The organism is Sulfitobacter sp. GN1-4 (genome assembly GCF_055693825.1).
The window spans coordinates 2,561,750-2,581,575 of sequence record NZ_JBVFUQ010000003.1 but is presented as its reverse complement, the minus strand read 5'-3'; the positions used below and the strand labels follow the sequence as shown (position 1 = coordinate 2,581,575).

The 19,826-nt window shown below is 60.1% G+C and carries 17 protein-coding genes and 2 pseudogenes; 7 read left to right on the top strand and 12 right to left on the bottom strand.

The features are described 5' to 3' along the window. The first annotated feature begins 117 nt into the window (after positions 1-117). From lpxC to ACZ1HM_RS13365, 5 genes and pseudogenes are all read left to right on the top strand, one after another. Positions 118-1,047, top strand: a complete 930-nt coding sequence (gene lpxC / locus ACZ1HM_RS13385) for a UDP-3-O-acyl-N-acetylglucosamine deacetylase (protein ID WP_472743209.1) — start codon at positions 118-120, stop codon at positions 1,045-1,047. A gap of 225 nt (positions 1,048-1,272) precedes the next feature. After that, positions 1,273-2,145 (top strand): outer membrane protein assembly factor BamD, encoded by an 873-nt coding sequence (locus ACZ1HM_RS13380; protein WP_472743208.1) that lies wholly within the window; start codon positions 1,273-1,275, stop codon positions 2,143-2,145. 36 nt (positions 2,146-2,181) lie between these two features. Further along, positions 2,182-3,832 (top strand): annotated as a pseudogene (gene recN, locus ACZ1HM_RS13375) (DNA repair protein RecN). Between the two features lie 61 nt (positions 3,833-3,893). Continuing rightward, positions 3,894-5,537, top strand: coding sequence for a chloride channel protein (locus ACZ1HM_RS13370; protein WP_472744618.1), 1,644 nt, complete (start codon positions 3,894-3,896; stop codon positions 5,535-5,537). 108 nt (positions 5,538-5,645) lie between these two features. Further along, the gene (locus ACZ1HM_RS13365) at positions 5,646-6,653 is read left to right on the top strand and encodes a hypothetical protein (protein WP_472743207.1); all 1,008 of its coding nucleotides are present in this window, start codon (positions 5,646-5,648) and stop codon (positions 6,651-6,653) included. 46 nt (positions 6,654-6,699) lie between these two features. Here ACZ1HM_RS13365 and ACZ1HM_RS13360 read toward each other — a convergent pair whose 3' ends face one another. Genes ACZ1HM_RS13360 through cobT form a run of 3 tightly spaced genes read right to left on the bottom strand, consistent with a single transcriptional unit; the run spans position 6,700 to position 10,775 of the window. Then, a complete protein-coding gene (locus tag ACZ1HM_RS13360) occupies positions 6,700-7,044 on the bottom strand; it encodes a DUF427 domain-containing protein (protein ID WP_472743206.1) in 345 nt (114 codons plus the stop codon). 31 nt (positions 7,045-7,075) lie between these two features. Next, a complete protein-coding gene (locus ACZ1HM_RS13355; protein WP_472743205.1) occupies positions 7,076-8,866 on the bottom strand; it encodes an aminopeptidase P family protein in 1,791 nt (596 codons plus the stop codon). Positions 8,867-8,897: 31 nt separating this feature from the next. Continuing rightward, positions 8,898-10,775, bottom strand: coding sequence for a cobaltochelatase subunit CobT (gene cobT / locus ACZ1HM_RS13350; RefSeq protein WP_472743204.1), 1,878 nt, complete (start codon positions 10,773-10,775; stop codon positions 8,898-8,900). A gap of 127 nt (positions 10,776-10,902) precedes the next feature. Between cobT and ACZ1HM_RS13345 the strand changes: the two genes are divergently transcribed. Continuing rightward, positions 10,903-11,115 (top strand): hypothetical protein, encoded by a 213-nt coding sequence (locus tag ACZ1HM_RS13345; protein ID WP_472743203.1) that lies wholly within the window; start codon positions 10,903-10,905, stop codon positions 11,113-11,115. Positions 11,116-11,136: 21 nt separating this feature from the next. Here ACZ1HM_RS13345 and cobS read toward each other — a convergent pair whose 3' ends face one another. The 3 genes and pseudogenes from cobS to ACZ1HM_RS13330 all read right to left on the bottom strand — a co-directional run bounded on the left by cobS (position 11,137) and on the right by ACZ1HM_RS13330 (position 14,567). Further along, a complete protein-coding gene (cobS, locus tag ACZ1HM_RS13340; protein ID WP_472743202.1) occupies positions 11,137-12,123 on the bottom strand; it encodes a cobaltochelatase subunit CobS in 987 nt (328 codons plus the stop codon). 121 nt (positions 12,124-12,244) lie between these two features. Then, the gene (locus ACZ1HM_RS13335; RefSeq protein ID WP_472743201.1) at positions 12,245-13,903 is read right to left on the bottom strand and encodes a hypothetical protein; all 1,659 of its coding nucleotides are present in this window, start codon (positions 13,901-13,903) and stop codon (positions 12,245-12,247) included. 36 nt (positions 13,904-13,939) lie between these two features. After that, positions 13,940-14,567, bottom strand: a pseudogene (locus tag ACZ1HM_RS13330) (J domain-containing protein). A gap of 89 nt (positions 14,568-14,656) precedes the next feature. Here ACZ1HM_RS13330 and ACZ1HM_RS13325 point away from each other — a divergent pair. Beyond that, on the top strand, positions 14,657-14,914 hold the full coding sequence (locus tag ACZ1HM_RS13325; RefSeq protein WP_472743200.1) for a BolA family protein: 258 nt from the start codon (positions 14,657-14,659) through the stop codon (positions 14,912-14,914). 9 nt (positions 14,915-14,923) lie between these two features. On the opposite strand, the gene ACZ1HM_RS13320 is transcribed toward ACZ1HM_RS13325, so the two are convergent. The 6 genes from ACZ1HM_RS13320 to ACZ1HM_RS13295 all read right to left on the bottom strand — a co-directional run bounded on the left by ACZ1HM_RS13320 (position 14,924) and on the right by ACZ1HM_RS13295 (position 19,658). Beyond that, entirely contained in the window at positions 14,924-15,427 is a 504-nt protein-coding gene (locus ACZ1HM_RS13320; protein ID WP_472743199.1) for a DUF4177 domain-containing protein, read from the bottom strand. 142 nt (positions 15,428-15,569) lie between these two features. After that, positions 15,570-16,052, bottom strand: a complete 483-nt coding sequence (locus ACZ1HM_RS13315; RefSeq protein ID WP_472743198.1) for a thioesterase family protein — start codon at positions 16,050-16,052, stop codon at positions 15,570-15,572. 12 nt (positions 16,053-16,064) lie between these two features. Beyond that, positions 16,065-17,576, bottom strand: coding sequence for an Asp-tRNA(Asn)/Glu-tRNA(Gln) amidotransferase subunit GatB (gene gatB / locus ACZ1HM_RS13310; RefSeq protein ID WP_472743197.1), 1,512 nt, complete (start codon positions 17,574-17,576; stop codon positions 16,065-16,067). A 126-nt stretch (positions 17,577-17,702) separates the two neighbouring features. Then, entirely contained in the window at positions 17,703-18,119 is a 417-nt protein-coding gene (locus ACZ1HM_RS13305; protein ID WP_472743196.1) for a VOC family protein, read from the bottom strand. Between the two features lie 98 nt (positions 18,120-18,217). Continuing rightward, the gene (locus ACZ1HM_RS13300) at positions 18,218-18,625 is read right to left on the bottom strand and encodes a universal stress protein (protein WP_472743195.1); all 408 of its coding nucleotides are present in this window, start codon (positions 18,623-18,625) and stop codon (positions 18,218-18,220) included. Positions 18,626-18,761: 136 nt separating this feature from the next. Beyond that, positions 18,762-19,658 (bottom strand): adenylate/guanylate cyclase domain-containing protein, encoded by an 897-nt coding sequence (locus ACZ1HM_RS13295; protein WP_472743194.1) that lies wholly within the window; start codon positions 19,656-19,658, stop codon positions 18,762-18,764. Positions 19,659-19,826 lie beyond the last annotated feature (168 nt).

Here is a 19,826-nt window from a genome sequence, read left to right as displayed (position 1 = left end):
GCGCCCATATGTTACAGCGATGTTTCAGTCCGTTGCAAAGATTGAGTTGAGCTTAATCCCCCCGCAACCTATTCCCTGAGGGCGTAAAGAGCAGAATAGCTTTTGAGGGAAATCATCGTGCAAACCACAATTAAATCCGCGATCTCATTCAGCGGCAAAGGGTTGCATTCTGGTTGCCCCGCAACTGTGACCATCCGCCCGGCGAGTGTACATCACGGAATTTGGTTTTCACGCCTTGATGTGGTGGACGGCGATCCGCTGATCCCCGCACGCTGGGATGTGGTCAACCGCACGCCGCTTTGCACCAAGCTGGAAAATGCCTCCGGTCATTCCGTATCGACGGTGGAGCATCTGATGGCCGCGCTTGCAGGCTGTGGCATTCACAACGCTTTGATTGAAATCGACGGACCTGAGGTGCCGATCCTGGATGGGTCGGCTGTGCCTTTTGTGCGCGGCTTCATGCAGCGCGGCATTCGCCAGTTGGCCGCGCCTGTGATGGCATTTGAGGTTTTGAAAACCGTGACCGTGACCGTGACGGAAGGCGATGCAACCGCAACGCTGGCCCCGTCGGACACCCTGCGGATTGATTTTGAAATCGACTTTGCCGATGCCGCGATCGGGTATCAGCAAAAGTCGCTGGTGATGAACAACGGCTCTTTCGCGCGTGAGCTGTGCGACAGCCGCACGTTCTGTCGTCAGGCCGATGTAGTTGCGATGCAGGCCAATGGCTTGGCGCTGGGCGGCACGTCGGGCGAAAACGCGGTTGTTTTTGATGGCGACCGGGTGATCAGCCCCGGTGGTTTGCGCCATGCCGATGAACCTGTCCGCCATAAGATGCTGGATGCTTTGGGCGATCTGGCACTTGCTGGTGCGCCTTTGCTGGGTCACTACACTGGCGTGCGCGCGGGCCATTCGCTGACCAACACGCTTCTGCGCAAGCTTTTTGGTACACCGGGTGCTGTGCGCATGGTGGAATGCACCGCCTTTACCGCCCGGCGCTTGCCGGGCTACGGCTTGGTTTGGGACGAAATCCCACAGGTTGCCTGACCAATGTGGCCCTGGCGCTGCCCGCAACGGCGCGCGCCCATTGAACCCAATCTTCTAGAGCGATATGTCTTTGATGTGGCTGGTTTTGCGCTGCTGCACAGGCTTGTGTTCGTTCCGGGGGATATGACCAAGAATCGGCGTTTTGCATCGCCGATTAATGTGCTAGCAAGTGGGCAAAGAAGGGTTGCCAAGACCATGGGTGTGAAGATGCGGGACGGTGTGGGCATGAGCAGGACAAAATCTGCCGCGCGGGTGATCGGTGGATTATGTGTTGTGGCCGCTTTGGCCGCCTGCGGCGGTGACCGCAACGCCGGGCGTGTTGGCGGCACATTGCTGAACCCACAGGAAATCCCGCTTGAGACCTATTCAGCCGAACAAATCTTTGAACGCGGCGAATATGAGCTGAACCGCCGGCAGGCCGGTGAGGCGGCGTTCTATTTCTCTGAGATTGAGCGGCTTTATCCTTATTCCGATTGGGCCCGCCGCGCGTTGATCATGCAGGCGTTCAGCTATCACCGCGACAAGGATTACCCAAATTCGCGTGCAGCGGCACAGCGGTTCATTGATTTCTACCCCGATGATGATGATGCGGCGTATGCCCAGTATCTCTTGGCGCTTAGCTATTATGATCAGATCGACGAAGTGGGCCGGGATCAGGGCCTGACCTTTCAGGCGCTGCAATCGCTCAGAGACGTGATTGAGATCTATCCTGAGAGCGAATACGCCAACTCAGCCATCCTGAAGTTCGATCTGGCCTTTGATCATCTGGCGGGCAAAGAGATGGAGATCGGGCGCTATTATCTCAAGCGGGATCACTATACCGCCGCGATCAACCGTTTCCGCGTTGTGGTGGAAGATTTCCAAACCACCTCGCACACGGCTGAGGCGTTGCACCGCTTGGTTGAGGCCTATCTGTCGCTTGGCTTGAACACCGAGGCTCAGACGGCAGGGGCGATTCTGGGCCACAATTTCCAATCCACCGAATGGTATGAAGACAGCTACCGTCTGTTGACGGGGCAGGGGCTGGAGCCTGCGTTCTTTAAGGACAATTGGCTCGCGGCAGCCTACCGGCAGACCATCAAAGGTGAGTGGCTGTAACAACTGGGGCACCGCCCCCTCCGATAGGCTAAGCTGATGCTGCGCGGGCTTGATATCTCGGACATGCTGATCATTGACCGGTTGGAACTTGGCTTTCAACCGGGGTTGAATGTGCTGACCGGTGAAACCGGGGCGGGCAAGTCTATCTTGTTGGATTCTTCTGGGCTTTGTTCTGGGTTGGCGTGGTCGCGCTGATCTTGTGCGGCAAGGTGCGGCACAGGGTGAGGTGACCGCCTGGTTTGATCTGCCCAAGGATCACCCTGCGCATGCCATCTTGCAAGAGGCTGGATTGCCCAGCGGGGATGAGCTGATTTTACGGCGCATCAACAGCGCGGATGGGCGCAAGACGGCCTGGGTGAATGACCGCCGGTGTTCGGGCGAGGTGTTGCGCCAACTGTCTGAGACGCTGGTGGAATTGCACGGGCAACATGACGACCGGGGGCTTTTGAACCCCCGTGGCCACCGCGCCATTCTGGATGATTTTGCGGGCAATGCCGCACTGTTGGTCAAGGTGCGCCGCGCCTGGCAGGCACTGAGTGCCGCGCGCAAGGCGCAGGCTGAGGCGGCAGAGGCACGTGCGGCCATCGCCGCCGAAGAAGAGTTTCTGCGCCACGCGGTGGCAGAGCTGGATCAGCTGGCCCCCGAGGAAGGCGAAGAAGCCATTCTTGATACCAAACGCCGCTTGATGCAGGGGGCGGAAAAGATCCGCGCGGATGTGGTCAACGCCTATGCGGTGATGGGCTCTGAGGGGGCGGAGCAAAATCTGGCCGCCGCTTTGCGCTGGCTCGATGGGGCCGCAGCCCAGGCCGAAGGCGCGCTAGAGGCGCCGATGGCGGCTTTGGGCCGCGCGATGGTTGAGCTTGATGACGCGATGGCAGGGGTGTCCCAAGCCATCGACGCAATGACGTTCAACCCCCTGGAGCTGGAAGAAACAGAAGAGCGCCTTTTTGCGATCCGCGCCCTGGCACGCAAGCATGATGTCGCCCCCGATGATCTGGCGGGCTTTGCAGATACCCTGCGCACCAAGCTTGAGGCGTTGGATGCAGGTGAGGCGGCTCAGGCCGATCATGCCCGCGCCGTCGCCGCGGCTGAGGCGGCCTATGGGGCAGCAGCAGATGCGCTTTCGGCCGCCCGCAAGAAAGCGGCGGGAAAGCTGGACAAGGCGGTCTCAGCCGAATTGGCCCCCCTCAAGATGGAGCGCGCGGTCTTTGCCACGCAGATCGCGCCGGATATGCCGGGGCCCGAAGGGCAGGAAACGGTCGGCTTTACGGTCGCCACCAATCCGGGTGCGCCTGCAGGCCCCTTGGGCAAAATCGCCTCTGGTGGGGAACTCAGCCGCTTTCTGTTGGCGCTGAAGGTATGCCTTACGCAAAACCAATCCGGTTTGACCCTGATCTTTGATGAAATTGACCGGGGCGTGGGCGGGGCCACGGCGGATGCTGTGGGGCGGCGGCTGTCGTCGTTGGCCAGCACCGGTCAGGTGCTGGTGGTCACGCATTCCCCGCAGGTTGCAGCCCTGGGCGCGCATCACTGGCGGGTGGAAAAGGCAGTGAAGAAAGGCATGACCACATCCACGGTCATTCCGCTGTCCGCCCCTGAACGGGTGGATGAGGTCGCGCGGATGTTGTCGGGGGATACCATCACCGATGCCGCCCGCGCCGCTGCCCAAGCGTTGCTGGCAGGCTGAGGGGGAGGCAAAGGTGAGCGAGCGCACTCCAGACCCCTCGTTCCTTTCCCAGCAATTCGACATGGCGCTTGGCGCCTGCAAGCAAGGCCTGCAGGTCATCCGCCAGCGCGGCCCGGGCAAGATCACCTTTTGGTTCATCGCGCTGTTGATCGGGATCGCGGCAGGCTATGCCGCGTTGATATTCCGCAAGGCGATTTATTGGCTGCAATCCACGCTTTACGGCACGGATGATGTGTTCAATTTACACACGTTTATCAGTGGGTTGGACTGGTATTGGGTGGTGCTGATCCCAACGGGCGGCGGGCTGGTTGTGGGGCTGATCCTGCACCACTTTACCAATGACGCCCGCGCGCGGTCTGTGGGAGATGTGATCTTGGGGGCGGCGCTGCATGACGGTCGGGTTGAGACCAAAGCAGGCATCGCATCGGCCATTGCATCCTGGATCACGCTCAGCACCGGTGGCTCATCGGGCCGTGAAGGGCCGGTGGTGCACATCGCGGGCGTGATCTCCACTTGGGTCAGCAACAAGATCAACGCCGATGGCATCACGGGCCGCGACCTGTTGGGCTGCGCTGTCGCAGCGGCGGTGTCGGCCAGTTTCAACGCGCCTATTGCGGGCGCTCTCTTTGCGCTTGAGGTGGTGCTGCGTCACTTTGCGGTGCACGCCTTTGCGCCGATTGTCATTGCCAGCGTTGCTGGCACGGTGATCAACCGGCTCGAGTTTGGCGGCGTCACGGAATATTCGCTGGCAGATTACGTGGATCTGCAGTTCTACGTTGAGCTGCCCGCGTTTTTGCTCTTGGGTCTGACCTGCGGCTTGGTGGCGGTTGCCTTGATGCGCAGCATCTTCTGGGCTGAGGATTTTGGCAACCATCTGCAAAACAAGACCGGCGCGCCCCGGTGGCTGCGCCCCACAGTGGCGGGGGTGCTCTTGGGGCTGATGGCGCTGTGGTATCCGCATATCATTGGGGTGGGCTATGAAACCCTGTCCTTATCGCTCACCGGCAGCATCGGCCTGCGCGAAGCGGTGGTGTTTGCGGTGTTCAAAGTCGCCGCTGTCGCGATCACCTTGGGTGGGCGTATGGGCGGCGGGGTCTTTTCACCCTCGTTGATGATTGGCGCTTTGGTGGGCTTGGCCTTTGGGCTGATTGCGACGGGGGTTTTCCCCGATGTGTCCGGCTCCTCTTCGCTGTATGCGCTGGCGGGCATGGGGGCCGTGGCCGCCGCCGTGCTGGGCGCGCCCATTTCGACAACCCTGATTGTTTTTGAGCTGACGGGCGACTGGCAGACCGGGCTTGCGGTGATGGTGGCGGTCAGCATGTCCACGGCGCTGGCAAGCCGTATTGTCGACAGAAGCTTTTTCCTCACCCAGATGGAACGGCGCGGCATTCATCTTGCCGCAGGGCCGCAGGCCTATTTGCTGGCGATGTTCATGGTGGCCCGGATCATGCGGCGCCCCAATGACCCGATGGCCGCCCCCGAAGACGAATGCTGGGCGTTGATCAACGAAGGCACCTATATCGACGGGGCCGCCACGCTAGAGGCTGCCATGCCGATCTTTGAGACCAGCGGCGCGCGGTTTATTCCGGTGGTCACCCTCTCAGCCGACGCGCCGCCAGAGCTGTTGGGGGCCTTGTTCCATATGGATGCGCTCAAGGCGTATAACCGCGCCCTGGCGGCGACGGCGGCCGAAGAACATTCATGATATCTTAAATCTTTAGGCATTTGGTGTGCCCGCGTCGGATTGTTTCCGGTGCGTGAACAATTGCGTCAGGGCTGCGGGTCTGACGAACACCCCAAGGAGAATGTCTGAATGACCGGTTTGATCTTGCTGTCTGTGCTGGGCGTGGGGGTGTTGCTGTCCTCTTTGGCACCGGAGGTGGAGGATTTTCTACCAGATGAAAGCACGGAGACGGATGATACGGTCAGCACGGATGAGGCTGAAAACCTGCTGGACCAGTTCGAACAGGATGGCACGATCAGCATCATCCGCGGCGAAAGCGGTTTGACCCATTCCCCACCCGATGAACTTGCCGGAACAGAAGGGGAGGACCGGTTGGAAAGCACTCAGGTCTCAATCACGCAGGCCTCAACCGCAACGGCTGAAGACGCGGTGGCCGCACCAGAAGTGGGGGCCGAAGACGCGCCCGAAGAGGGGGCCGACGCGGCAACAGAACTTGCGTCTCCAACAGATCCGGCCTTGGCCGCTGATGTCTCTCCAGAAGCTGAGGAGGAGGTGCTGGCCGATGCAGGGACAGATGCAGATGAAGAAAACCCGGACATTTCTGAGGTGGGATCTGCCGCCGCCGAGGATGACAGCCTGCCCGCCTTAGAAGGCCCGCTTGAAATAAGCGCTTTGGCAGATGCGGAGGCTGAGGAGGCACCGACGGAGGCCGTCGCAGATGGTGTAAACACATTGATTGGCAGCGATGGCGATGACGTTTTGATTGGGGATCAGGCCGATATGGGCACAGAGAATGACGCAACGGACATCATGAAAGTCCTAGGCTTGGACGACAGCGCGCCAAAAGGCGAAGACAAGGTCACGATGACCGATTTCAACCCAGAAGAAGACGTCCTGATCGTGGTGGACCGCAACGGCGAAGAAGTTGCCCTGACCGAAGATGAAGACACCGCCGAAGACACCACCTTTGTTGGCATCAGACCAACCGAAGACGGCGCAGGCACCGAAGTGATCTATGACAACGAGGTTGTCGCGGTGCTGCTGGGCACCGATGTGAGCACTTTGGAAGAAAACGCCGCCTGGCTGGCGAACCGAAATTCGATGGCTTTGGTGTCCTACGCCCGGATGCAGGGGTGAGCAAAAAGCTCAGCGCCCCCAACCGAGTGGTGGGAGGAACGCTTGATCAGATTTGCTCAACCGTGATCTCGTCCATCTTATAGAACGCCAGGTGATCTTTGATGTCGGCCACCGCATCCTTGGGGTCTTCGTAAGACCAGACCGCATTTTCCAGCGTCCGGCTTTTGGTCACCACAGAATAATAGCTCGCGTCGCCCTTGTGCGGACAGTGGCTGGTGCTGTCTGAGGTATCAAGAAAGGCCATCGCGATGTCTGCGCGCGGGAAATAGATGACCGCGGGGGCATCCCCTTCGATCAGCTCCAACGCGTTTGAACTTTCACCCAGCACAGCGCCGCCTGCGCGCACTGTCCATGTGCCAGGTGCCTTTCTGATCGTGATATGACTTGCCATTTTTCCACCCCCCAAATCTGTCTGCGCCAACTTACAGTGCCGCTGTCGCGTTATCCAACCATAGTTTTGTTTCGGGGGAAACACGCGGGCCGATCTTTTCCGCAACGTCCAAATGATACGCGTTCAGCCAATCGCGGGTGGCAGGCTCCAAAAGCTCGGGCACAATCAGGCGCTTGTCGATGGGCGCAAAGCTCAGCGTGCGCCACTGCAGCATCGCGCGGTGATCATCTCCGCCAGGCAGGGCCGGGGCCGGTTCCACCACCAACAGGTTTTCAATCCGTATGCCAAAAGCCCCTTCGCGGTAATATCCCGGCTCATTCGACAGGATCATACCAGGGCGCAACGGCACTTGGCTGATCCGGCTTAACCGTTGCGGCCCTTCATGCACGCTCAGATAAGCGCCCACACCGTGGCCCAGCCCATGATCGAAATCCTGCCCCGCCAACCACAGGGGCATCCGGCCAATCGCTTCAATGTGGCACCCGGCCAGACCGACAGGCCAGCGCAGCCGGCTCATCGCGATCATCCCGCTCAGCACACGACTAAAGGCGGCAGCTGCCTCGGCGGGGGGCGTGCCGATGGCCACCGTGCGGGTGATGTCGGTGGTCCCGTCCAGATACTGGCCGCCTGAATCCAACACCAGCAAATGCCCGTCTTGCAACCGGCTGTCGGTTTCCTCGGTCACTCGGTAATGCATGATGGCCCCGTTAGGGCCGGTGCCCGCAATGGTCTCAAAGCTGATGTCCTGCAGCGCGTTGTCCTTGCGCCGCGCGGCTTCAAGCTGCGTCACGACCTGGGTCTCGGTCAGGCTGCCCGGCGCTTGTGCGTCCAGCCAGGCCAGCAATTCACAAAGTGCGGCACCATCGCGCAAATGTGCCTCTGCGCTGCCCGCAACCTCAGCGGGGTTTTTGCAGGCCTTCGGGATCGCACAAGGATCGTCGCCCCAAACCACCTGATCGCCCAAGGCATCGGCAATGGCCACTGGCACAGATTGCTTGTCCAGCAACACCGCGCCGGAAAGCGCTGCCAGTTCAGTTTGCAAAGCCTGCGGTGCGTGGGCGCGCACCTCAGGCCCCAGATGTTCGGCCAAGCCTTCCAACTTTTGCAGCGCCATGAACAGATCCACGCTGCCGTCTGCGTGCAAGAACGCAAAACCATGCGCCACCGGGTTGCGCGGAATGTCAGCGCCGCGGATGTTCAAGAGCCAGTTGTGGCTGTCGGGCAGGGTGATCACCGCCGTGGCACAGCCTGCGTCCGTGACCACCTTGGCAAGGCGCGCCCGTTTGTCCGCATGGCTTTCGCCCGCAAATTCAAGCGGATGGATCTTGGCTGCGGCCATCGGCGGGGCAGGCTGATCCGCCCAGATCTGGTCCACCAGGTTGTCGCAGGCCTGCAGAGCGATGCCGCTGCCCATCAGCTCTTTGCGCACATCTTCGATCTGGCCGGGCGTGTGCAGCCAGGGATCAAACCCAACAACGCTGCCGTCTGGCAGTTGCTCTTTCAACCATTGGCCCAGGGTCACCTCGGGCCAGGGCACTGGCGTAAAATCAGCCGCCACCTGGGATTTCACCTGCGTACGGTATCGCCCGTCAATGAAAACACCCGCCACGTCACGCAGTGCCGCGCAAAACCCGGCAGAGCCGGTAAACCCGGTGAGCCATGCCAACCGTTCATCATGCGCTGCAACATATTCGCCCTGGTGCACATCGGCACGCGGAACCAGAAAACCATCCACGCAGGCCCGTGCCATTGCCGTGCGCAGATCAGCCAGCCGGGCAGGCCCCTGTTCTGGCCGGGCGGTTACCTCAAAGCTCTGGAACATCATGGCCTCCCTTCAATATTGGGCGTTTCTGTCAGCCTGCCTTGCGCATGCCCATAACACGGGCGCGCGCGCGCGGGTCACTGTCGAACAGGGCGGCAAGCTGCTCTGTCATGGCACCGGCAAGCTGATCCACGTCGGTGATCGTCACCGCGCGGTCATAATAACGCGTCACGTCATGGCCAATGCCGATCGCCAAAAGCTCAACCGCTCTGCGTTTTTCCACCATCGCAATCACGTCACGCAGGTGTTTTTCCAGGTAGTTGGCCGGGTTCACGGACAGGGTGGAATCGTCCACCGGCGCGCCGTCAGAGATGACCATCAGGATCTTGCGCGCCTCATGCCGGGCCAGCATCCGCCGGTGCGCCCATTCCAGCGCCTCACCGTCGATGTTTTCCTTTAGCAGGCCCTCTTTCATCATCAACCCCAGGTTCGGACGGGTCCGCCGCCAGGGGGCATCGGCTGATTTATAGATGATGTGCCGCAGATCGTTCAGCCGCCCAGGCTGAGTGGGACGGCCTTCGTTCAGCCAAGCCTCACGGGCCTGTCCGCCTTTCCAGGCGCGGGTGGTAAAGCCCAGGATTTCGACCTTAACGTTGCACCGCTCCAGCGTGCGCGCCAGCACATCCGCACAGATCGCCGCGATGGAGATCGGGCGCCCCCGCATGGAGCCTGAGTTGTCCAAAAGCAGCGTCACACAGGTGTCGCGGAATTCGGTGTCTTTTTCGACCTTGAAGCTAAGCGGCGTGGTTGGGTTGGCCACAACCCGCGCCAGGCGGCCCGCGTCCAATGTGCCTTCTTCCAGATCAAACTCCCATGAGCGGTTTTGCTGGGCTTGCAACCGGCGCTGCAGCTTGTTGGCCAGACGGCTGACCGCGCCTTTGAGCGGCTCAAGCTGCTGATCGAGATAGGCGCGCAAACGCTCCAGCTCGACTGGTTCGGCAAGCTCTTCGGCACCGATCACCTCGTCATGGGTGTCGAGATAAACCTGATAGTTCGGATCGGCCTCGGAGACGGGCTGAGGGGCAGGCGGCTCCAAGGGCGCTTCGCCCTCGGGCATGTCCGCCTCTTCGCCCAGTTCCTGATCGGCCATGTCGTCCATGGAAACCTGGGCTTCTGCGGAATCCTGTTGCTCTTCCTGGCTTTGCTCGGCTGAGCCTTCGGCGTCATCTTCATCCTGGTCATCCTGGCCGGTGCTGTCGGGATCCTGTTCCTCCTCAGCACCTTCTTCGGCCTCGTCTTCCTGATCTTCGTCCAGCGCGTCAGGGTCATCGCCCAGCTGATCGCCATAGCCCAGATCGGTGATCATCTGACGGGCGAATTTGGCAAAAGCGGCCTGATCATCCAAGAGATCGCCCATGTCCTCTAGCGTGCCGCCCGCCTGATCTTCGATAAACCCGCGCCACAGCTCCATCGCGTTGGCCGCACCGGTGGGCAAATCGCGCCCGGTGGCCAGATGGCGCACCAGGTATCCAGCGGCCGTGGCCAAGGGCACGTCGCTGGCCTGTTTGGCTTGGTCATAGCCGCGCCGCAGCGCCTCATGCTTGATCTTGACGTCGATGTTGCCGGCGGTGCCGGGCATGTCCCGCGCGCCCATGGCTTCGCAACGGGCGGTTTCCATCGCCTCATAAAGGTCACGCGCCATTTCCCCCTGCGGGGCATAGCGGGCGTGGGTCTGGCCGTTGTGATAGCGCCGGTTCAGCGCCAGGGCATCGGCCGTGCCGCGCGCCAACAGCACCTCTTCACGGGTCATCCGGCGGCTGACCTGCGGCAGGCGCATCGTCTCACCCGACAGACCCGACGGGTCGACCGAATAGGTCACATTCAGCTCAGGATCGTTGGCCATTACCTTGGAGGCTTCGGCCAAGGCCTTTTTGAACGCGTCTGCGGGATTGTCGGTAGGTTTGCTCATCAGCGTTAACCGTTTCTTTACGCAAGGTTTACAATTTGGTGGTGCGCTCTCATATTCAACGCATAGGCGCGAAAGGACTTCAACGGCCGACGATACCGAAAATCACACCATCCGGTTGCTGCAAGAGATGCGCGGCGAAATGCGTGAAATGCGCAAAGATATGGGCGGGATGCGTGGCGAACTGGATGCGTTTCGGCAGGAAGTGAATGAACGTTTTGACGAAACCAATCTAAGGATCGACGGTATAAGCCACATAATGGTCCTGCTGGCTGGCAATGTCGCGGGCCACGAAGACCGGCTCGACGCGATGGAACAGACCACTGGCCTGTCCACACCGTAATCGAATGCCGTAGCCCGGATCTCACCCCAAGCTCACGCTTGCCGCACTCTCTGGCAGCTCTTCGTCGAACAAACGCTGGTAGAATTCCGCCACCGTCTGACGCTCAAGCTCATCACATTTGTTGAGGAAGCTCAGGCGGAAGGCATAGCCCACATTTCGGAAAATCTCAGAGTTTTGCGCCCAGGCGATCACGGTCCGAGGTGACATCACGGTGGACAGCTCCCCGTTCATGAAGGCCGTGCGGGTCAGGTCCGCCACGGTCACCATCTGCTTGACGGTCTTGCGGCCCTCAGCGGTGTTGTAATGCGGGCATTTGGCCAGAACGATTGCTGTCTCTGCGTCAATGCTGAGGTAGTTCAACGTCGCCACCAGGGACCACCGGTCCATCTGGCCTTGGTTGATCTGCTGTGTGCCGTGATAAAGGCCCGTCGTGTCGCCCAGACCCACGGTGTTCGCTGTGGCGAAGATGCGGAAATAGGGGTGCGGCTCAATCACTTCGTTCTGATCCAGCAGCGTCAGCTTGCCGTCCACTTCCAGCACACGCTGGATCACGAACATCACGTCCGCACGGCCCGCGTCATATTCATCAAAAACGATGGCCGTCGGGTTGCGCAGCGCCCAAGGCAGGATGCCTTCCTGGAAATCGGTGACCTGTTTGCCGTCGCGCAGCTTGATCGCGTCTTTGCCGATCAGGTCGATCCGGCTGATGTGGCTGTCGAGGTTCACGCGTACCGCAGGCCAGTTCAGGCGTGACGCGACTTGTTCGATGTGCGTGGATTTACCCGTGCCGTGATAACCTTGGATCATCACGCGGCGGTTGTTGTTGAACCCGGCCAGGATGGCCAGCGTTGTATCGGGGTCAAATTTGTAGGTGCTGTCTAGCTCAGGCACACGTTCGGTGCGCTCTGGAAATCCTTTGACCACCATATCCGTGTCGATGCCAAACACCTCGCGGACAGAGATCTCTTCGGTGGGCTTCATATTGAGATCGAGCGCGCCATCGGCCATGTCGGTGTCCTTTCCTGTCCGCTTTTCGGGGAGGTAAAATCCGCCCCGTGGTGCACCATATCCTCGGCCCCTGCAAGGGCTGGCCTAACAGATTGTGCACCCATACGGCCAGTTATATGGATCAGCCGTCAGCCATGGCAACTTGTGCGCAGCCACAAGCGGCCTTTACCGGGCGATCAGCCCGCGCTTCTGCCACATCCAGACGCAGCTTGAGCATGGCCGCATCCGATGTTTTGCCCTGCGCAGTCAGACAATCGTAAAGCCCGCGCAGCGCCCAGACGTTATCGGGATGCTGGCAGGCGCGGGGCAGGCCGGGGGCCAGCCCTAAGTCCTGCCGGAACACCAATTCCGCCTCTGCATGGTGCCCCTGTTCAAACAACAACGCGCCAAGCGCGTGGCGCGTGGGCTGCATCCAGCCCCAGGGCTCATCGTAGGGCAGGGCATCATCCAGCGCCACGGCATCGCGCAAGCGTTTGAAAGCATGGTCAAAATCACCCTTGCGGTAGGCCAGCTCACCGTCCAGCATCGCGGTCGCCACTTCCAGCAATTGCTGAACGGTTGCGTTGTGCAACAGCCGCGATTCTGGCACCGCATCTCGGGCGGCTTCAAAGACGGCGTACTGCGCTTCGGCCTCTTCAATGCGGCCCAGGGCCGACAGGGCCAGCGCCTTGGCGTATTCGATCATCGCCACGCCGCTGCAATAGGTTTCGCGGTCTTCGGGCAGGTCCAGTTTCAGGATTTCTTCCCACATGCCAAAGCGGATCAGCACATGCGGCTCCATCGAGACATAGGCCTCAAAGAAATCGGCCATGGGGGGCGATTTGATCTGCAAGAGCGCGTCGGGCGTGGTGTCTTTCACCCCGCGCACCGCGCGCATGGCCGGTTCAAACTGACCCAGGAACAGCGCGCCGTACATCACGAAGTGATAGTTGTGCTGCCGGTAGCCGGTATAGATGTTAAAAGCGCCCTCGCGCTCATAATAGATCAGATCGGCCTCAATGGCCTTTTCGTTCCAGCGCACCACCCCTTCATAGTCGCCGCATTGCACGTCGATATGGCTGGGCATGTGCACCAGATGTCCGGCGTCCGGCACCAGGGTGCGCAGACGGTCACCCGCTTTCAGCGCCAGTTCCGGGGTGGGCGACATTTCCATCAGATGTACGTAGAAATGCAAAAGCCCCGGATGCGCCATGCCACCGGGCGCGCGCATCAGTCGTTCCAGCGTGGCTTGCGCCTTGGCCGTCTCAGCCCCTTCCGCGATCTGCCCTGTATGAATATCCCACATATTCCAAGGCGTTAGGTTCAAAAGCGCATCAACATAGATTGTGGCCAGATCAAAGTCATCGGGATGCGCTGCCGCGACAGCCTCCATCTTTTGGGCAAAGGCATGATCCCAGGCCTCCATCCCCTCAGCCACATCGCGCTGAGGATATCTCGCGGCAAGCGCGTCAATCAGCGCTGCTTCCGATGAGGTCAGGCCAACGTTCAACGCCTGCGCGCGGGTGAGCGCATCAAAAGCGTCCTCCAACGCCTCACGTCGCCCTTTTTCGTCAAAACGGTCCCAGGGCATGTTATAGTTTGGCCCCGCGGCATAGGCGTGGCCCCAATGGGCCATCGCGCAGGTCGGATCGGCCTCTGCTGCGCGATCAAAGCACACAATCGCTTCTTTATGGTTAAAGCCGTAAAGCCAGTTCAGCCCGCGATTGAACCACAGCTGCGCCTCAGGGCTTTGCGTGGTGACGCGGCACCCATATGTGCCCAGATCATAGGGGTAGTCCATGTGGCCTCCTTGTCCGCGGCATCAGAGGCCGCAGGTTTAATCCTTAAAGTTGCGGCTGTCCTTTAGCTGGTCCCAAGCCCATTTCACCTGCTGCAACTGGTCTTCCTGGCTGCGGTCGCCGCCGTTCATGTCTGGATGAAGAACCTTGACCAAGGCTTTGTAAGCTTTCCTGATTTCCGGCTTCGTCATATTGTCTTTGACGTCCAGAATTTCCACCGCACGGCGTTCTGTCGGCGGCAGACGGCGACCCGCTTGCGCGCCCTTGCCGGGGTTTTGTGTGGCGTTCTTGCCCAGCACCTGGTGCGGGTCTTCGATGCCCAACCGTGCCCAGGCCCGCGCCTCAGGATCGCCCAGCGGTTTGGTTTTGCGTTCCCAAACTTTGTCCTGCGAGCGCTGCGCGTTCATCTCGGCTTCGGTGGTGCCGTCGAAGAAATTCCATTTCAGGTTATATTCGCGCACGTGTTCCTGGCAGAACCAGAAATAGTCGTCCAACACGTCAGGTGCTTTGGGCGCGCGGAACTTGCCGGGCATGTCGCATCCGTCGTGATCGCAGATACGCGTCGAGGTTTCAGACGCCCCTGACATGCCCCGGCGGCCCCGGGGGTTCTTTTTCTTGGAGGAGGACACGGACATGTCGAGATCCAAAGGGATCAGGTTTGCTCATGGGTTACACCTTTCCGACTCAGGCGGTTGAGTTTAGAGGCTATCGGGCAAGATTGAAGGGGCAGAATGCAAAATGCAGGGAAAAAGATCGTGACAAAAACACAAGAGATTGAGACCCGGCTGCGCGCTGCTTTCGACCCGCGTGAATTAGAGGTTGTGGATGACAGCGAAAGCCACCGTGGGCATGCTGGGTTTCAAGAAGGTGGCGAAAGCCATTTCAATGTGCGCATCCGGTCAGAGGCCTTCAAGGGGCAAAGCCGTGTGGCCCGTCACCGCGCTGTGCATGCGGCATTGGGGGCTGATCTGATTGGCCGCATTCACGCGCTGGCACTTGATCTGGATGTTTAAGTTTACCCGCTAAGCATCAGATTTTTCTGACTTTCGACTTGTCGCCAATGCCTCAAGGCTGGTGCTGGGGGCTTTGACGTCGCTGGTGTCTTCGACACCGTTGTCGGCTGCGTCTGTTGCTTCCTTGGCCTCTGTATCCTTGCTGTCGGATGGTTCTGGCGTTGCGTCCTCAGCCGGTTTTGACGGGGCTTTCGCCTCTTCCGTCAACTTGGGCTCAGACGGCGGATCGGCCTCAGATGGGGCGGGCAGCAGCTCGGGTGAGAAGGCGTCGACATCGTCTTCGCGCAGGCGGCGGAAGACCAGGACGTTGCGCCATTCCGTGGTGCTTGAGGTCAGGCCCGCGCGTTCGACAGATGGCAGGGTTTCAGCGCGCTGATATTCCCAGCCTTTCTCGGCCAGGGTGTTCATCAAATGCTGGATTGCGTTTGAAAAACGCGCCTCTGGGGTTTTAAGCCCCTTGGCTTTGAGCCCTTTTGTGGGGGCCGGAACGACTTTGTACTCGTAACGTGGCATGGCATGTCCAATGTGGGTTTTCCCGGTTTTAGCGGCTGGTCTGCGGAAAGGGAACGGGGCGCGGTGTTAACGAAGTGTGAATTGTCACATCTTGTACACCGGGCGTACACCGCAGGTGCATACGCTTGGAAATACGGGCGTGTTAGGGCGCAGCCTTGGGCTTCAGACCGATGCGCCGCCCGATCCGCCCTTCGGGCAGCGGATCTTTTTGACCCGCTTTGTAGGCTGCCAGAGCATCCTGGATGTGTTGCGGCATGGGGGCCACTTTGGGGCCGGATTGATCCACATGCAGCGTCAGCCCTTCGCCGGTGGCGGCCAGCCAGCCGTCTTGATGGTAAAGTTCGCAGTAGAGGTGGAACCGCTTTTCATCAAAATCGACCAGATGGATGACGCAGGTCACGTCATCGCCTTCATGAAGCTCGCGCAGATAGCAGACGTGGAATTCAGCCACATAGGTGGTGCAGCCGGTCTCTTTGACATAGCTCTCCCCAAATCCCCAGGTGGGATAGAGCTGATCCACTGCCTGATCGAACAGGACGTTGTAATAGGCCATGTTAAGATGGCCGTTAAAGTCAATCCACTCAGGCTTGACCGTCTGGTAGGAGGAGCGGAACGGGATCTGCATGGGCCTTTTGGCTCAGGATTTGAGCTTTTGGCTGACCAGCTGGTTCACGACCTTTGGATTTGCCTTGCCGCCGGTGGCTTTCATCACCTGACCCACAAACCAACCTGCCAGCTTGGGGTTTTCCTGGGCCTTGGCGACCTGATCGGGGTTGGCGGCGATGATCTCGTCCACAGCAGCTTCAATAGCGCCGGTGTCGGTGACCTGCTTCATGCCTTCAGTCTCAACGATCTCATTGGGTTCGCGACCGGTGGTGTAGCTGATCTCAAACACGTCCTTGGCGATTTTGCCTGAGATGGCATCGGAGGCGATAAGGTCAATGATCTGGCCCAGCTGTGCCGGAGAGACGGGGCTGTCGGTGATGTCTTTGTCGTCTTTTTTCAGACGGCCAAAGAGTTCGTTGATCACCCAGTTCGCGGCCATCTTGCCGTCGCGGCCTTCGGCTGTCGCTTCAAAATACCCGGCACTGTCCAGATCGGCGGTCAGCACGGAGGCGTCGTAATCGGACAGACCAAAGTCCCCGATAAAGCGCGCCTTTTTGGCGTCGGGCAGTTCGGGCAGGTTGGCGGCGATGTCGTCGACCCAGGCTTGCTCAATCTCCAGGGGGAGCAGATCGGGATCGGGGAAGTAGCGGTAATCATGCGCTTCTTCCTTGGACCGCATGGAACGGGTTTCTTGTTTGTCAGGATCAAACAGGCGCGTTTCCTGCTCAACCTTGCCGCCGGCCTCAACAATGGCGATCTGGCGTTTGGCTTCAACTTCAATGGCTTGCTGGATGAAGCGCATGGAGTTCATGTTCTTAATCTCACAGCGTGTGCCCAGGTGAGAGAAATCCTGCGTTTCCTGATAACGCTCATAATCGCCCGGACGGCAGATGGAGACGTTGACGTCAGCGCGCATCGCACCGGACTGCATGTCACCGTTGCAGGTGCCCAGATAGCGCATGATCTGGCGCAGTTTGGCGAGATAGGCGGCAGCCTCTTCGGGGCCGCGGATGTCGGGGCGCGAGACGATTTCCATCAGGCAGACGCCTGTGCGGTTCAGGTCCACAAAGGACATGTTGGGGTCCATGTCGTGGATGGATTTGCCCGCGTCCTGTTCCATGTGGATGCGTTCCACCCGCACCAGCCGCGCGGTGCCATCGCCCAGTTCCACCAGCACCTCGCCTTCGCCCACGATGGGTTCATAAAGCTGGCTGATCTGATAGCCTTGCGGCAGGTCGGGGTAGAAATAGTTCTTGCGGTCAAAGGCGGATTTCAGATTGATCTCAGCCTTGAGGCCCAGCCCGGTGCGCACCGCCTGTTCCACGCAGTATTCGTTGATGACGGGCAGCATGCCGGGCATGGCTGCGTCCACAAAGGCCACGTTTGAGTTGGGTTCGGCCCCAAACAAGGTGGAGGCACCGGAGAAGAGTTTCGCGTTTGAGCTGACCTGGGCATGGACTTCCATCCCGATCACAAGTTCCCAGTCGTGCTTGGCCCCTGCAATCACGCGGGGTTTGGGGGTCTCATAGGTCAGATCAAGCATCTTATGCCTCTTGCGCAAATGTCCTTGCGCGGTCTTAGGGCAGGGGCGGTGGCGCTGCAAGAGTTGCCGGGGATGCGGGGGCAGAATGCAGGCGATTTCTGCGCCCAAGGGCTGCGAAAGCGGGCGTTAGTCGTCGCGCCCGGGTTCATCGGGGTTGCTGGCATAAAGGCCAATTTTGTTGCCCTGGGGGTCGCGCAGGTAGCCCACGTAGAAATTCGGCCCATAATCTGCGCGAAACCCCGGCGCGCCTTCGTTGCTGCCGCCTGCGGCGAGGGCGGCGGCGTGCAGGTCGCGCACCTGTTGCTGGTTGGTGGCTTCAAACGAGACCATGCTGCCGTTGCCGGTTGAAGCTGGCGCGCCGTTGAAGGGGGATTTGACGTAGAAATCCGGTTGCACAGGCCGCTGGCCTGCGGGGACCGGCAGAACATAGCTAAGATCGCCGTGGTATTCTTCGACCTCATAGCCAAGCGCGGGCAGAAAGGCGGAATAGAACTGTTCCGCCGCTTTCATATCGTCCACGCCAACGGTGATGTATCCGATCATCTGTCGCCCCTCGCGCTTTGTGCGGTCCAGCATTTGCGTTGTAGGCAGATGTCTTGGGTGGCTCAAGGGGCGTGCCGGTTTTGTGCGGGCGTGGTGCGTTAGCGGATCACGTGGACCGCGCATTTGGCGTGCCGGACGACACGGGCAGCGGTGGAGCCAAGAAAGAAATCCTCCAACCCCGGTTTGTGGGAGGCGATGATAATGCAATCCACGCCGTTTTGGGATGCGTAATCCACGATGGCTGATCCGGGATGGCCGTTGATGAGGGCGGTTTTGGCGTCTGGCAAAGCCGCAGCAGAGGACAGCAGACCGCTGTGCATGGCGTCTCGTGTTTCGGTCAAAACGGCATCGGGGATTTGGGTTGCCGCGAATTGGGGGATGGGTTCCATCACGTGCACGACGTGGAACTGCGCGTCATCGGCGGCAAGCGCTTGGGCGATGGCATAGGCCCCGGCGGTATCGTGATCATCATCCAGCAGGACGGGGACGAGAATGTTGGTGTACATGGCAGTGTCTCCTTTCAGCCTTTTGTTCGGGTGACAGGGACAGGGTAGGATGTGCGCGCGGCCAGCACCTTGATATGCGTCAAGAAAAGCTGGGCTTTGCGTTGATGTGGCGCAGGGCGTAGGGGGAGAGCGGGGGTCAGCCCGGCACGTCTGGGACCAGATCGTTGGTGGCGTAGTGGATGATTGAGGGCTCTTGCGAGCGGTCTTGGGTGCCGACAAGGATCATGCCCACGCCATTGAGCAGCATGGAGCGGCGTTGAAGGGAAAACTCTTGCCCGTCGGCGGTGATGATCACACTGCCAGATGAGCTGTGATCGGTGTATTCAAGCTGTGCTGCGCGCAGCTCAAGGCTGCCGTGTTTGCGCGACACCCAAGGGTGTTGCAGCACCACATCGCAATCAGTTGCGCGGCCCACCGTGAGGCTTTCACCGTCCTGCAGTGACCATTGCGCGCCATTGGCATTGAGCGCGACGGATTCGGTACGCCGCCCCGTTTGCGTCGTGCCGGTGGCGCCAAACAGCACCGTTTGCGTGTCCATGTCGCTGACCGCAAAGGAATGGACCTGGACCGGCGCGCCTTTGCCCTTCAGGCGCAGGCCCCCCATGTTCACCAGAATGGCCTGGGTTTTGGCATCCAGCCCGTCAAAGAGCGTATCGCCCAGCAGAACTTCGCTTGGTTTGGCTAGGCTGGCCAGACGCGCGGCGGTGTTGACGGCGTCGCCGTAGATGTCTGCATCGTGGCGGATGATGTCACCGCGATAGGCCCCCGCATGGATCGCCATGCCGTGGGCCCATGTCGTTTCGACCATGGCGCGGGCGGCCAGAAAGGCATCACCGGCATTGGCAAAGATGCTGAGGGTGTCATCGCCTTTGGAACTGACGCATTCGCCGTTATTGGCATCAATGATCCGGCGCATTTCGTCCAGAACGGCGCTGATCTGTGCCAAAGCCTCAGCCTCGGAGAGTTTTTCGTAAAGCGGGGTGCTGCCCGTGATGTCCGCAATCAGAACATGTGTTGTCTCTGATGCCGTCATGTGGTCTGCCGCCCCCTTTTTGCGCCCACGCGCGCCGTGAGCGTACCTTAGGCAGAGCGCACAATCAGTGCAACGGATTTGGGTTTGGGATTTGGGTTTGGGGAGCTGGCGAGGTGGTTTTGGGCTATAGGCTCGGGCCTTGTGACCAGAAGACGGCGGTTGCCGGGG

What these genes read in the sequence shown, in the direction of transcription:
- cobT (WP_472743204.1), bottom strand. Translation starts at nt 10,775, where the DNA reads ATGAGCAAACCTACCGACAATCCCGCAGACGCGTTCAAAAAGGCCTTG.
- ACZ1HM_RS13335 (WP_472743201.1), bottom strand. Translation starts at nt 13,903, where the DNA reads ATGGACTACCCCTATGATCTGGGCACATATGGGTGCCGCGTCACCACG.
- ACZ1HM_RS13360 (WP_472743206.1), bottom strand. Translation starts at nt 7,044, where the DNA reads ATGGCAAGTCATATCACGATCAGAAAGGCACCTGGCACATGGACAGTG.
- ACZ1HM_RS13355 (WP_472743205.1), bottom strand. Translation starts at nt 8,866, where the DNA reads ATGTTCCAGAGCTTTGAGGTAACCGCCCGGCCAGAACAGGGGCCTGCC.
- gatB (WP_472743197.1), bottom strand. Translation starts at nt 17,576, where the DNA reads ATGCTTGATCTGACCTATGAGACCCCCAAACCCCGCGTGATTGCAGGG.
- ACZ1HM_RS13380 (WP_472743208.1), top strand. Translation starts at nt 1,273, where the DNA reads ATGAGCAGGACAAAATCTGCCGCGCGGGTGATCGGTGGATTATGTGTT.
- ACZ1HM_RS13370 (WP_472744618.1), top strand. Translation starts at nt 3,894, where the DNA reads ATGGCGCTTGGCGCCTGCAAGCAAGGCCTGCAGGTCATCCGCCAGCGC.
- ACZ1HM_RS13315 (WP_472743198.1), bottom strand. Translation starts at nt 16,052, where the DNA reads ATGCAGATCCCGTTCCGCTCCTCCTACCAGACGGTCAAGCCTGAGTGG.
- ACZ1HM_RS13365 (WP_472743207.1), top strand. Translation starts at nt 5,646, where the DNA reads ATGACCGGTTTGATCTTGCTGTCTGTGCTGGGCGTGGGGGTGTTGCTG.
- ACZ1HM_RS13320 (WP_472743199.1), bottom strand. Translation starts at nt 15,427, where the DNA reads ATGCCACGTTACGAGTACAAAGTCGTTCCGGCCCCCACAAAAGGGCTC.
- ACZ1HM_RS13305 (WP_472743196.1), bottom strand. Translation starts at nt 18,119, where the DNA reads ATGATCGGATACATCACCGTTGGCGTGGACGATATGAAAGCGGCGGAA.
- cobS (WP_472743202.1), bottom strand. Translation starts at nt 12,123, where the DNA reads ATGGCCGATGGCGCGCTCGATCTCAATATGAAGCCCACCGAAGAGATC.
- ACZ1HM_RS13300 (WP_472743195.1), bottom strand. Translation starts at nt 18,625, where the DNA reads ATGTACACCAACATTCTCGTCCCCGTCCTGCTGGATGATGATCACGAT.
- ACZ1HM_RS13295 (WP_472743194.1), bottom strand. Translation starts at nt 19,658, where the DNA reads ATGACGGCATCAGAGACAACACATGTTCTGATTGCGGACATCACGGGC.
- ACZ1HM_RS13345 (WP_472743203.1), top strand. Translation starts at nt 10,903, where the DNA reads ATGCGCGGCGAAATGCGTGAAATGCGCAAAGATATGGGCGGGATGCGT.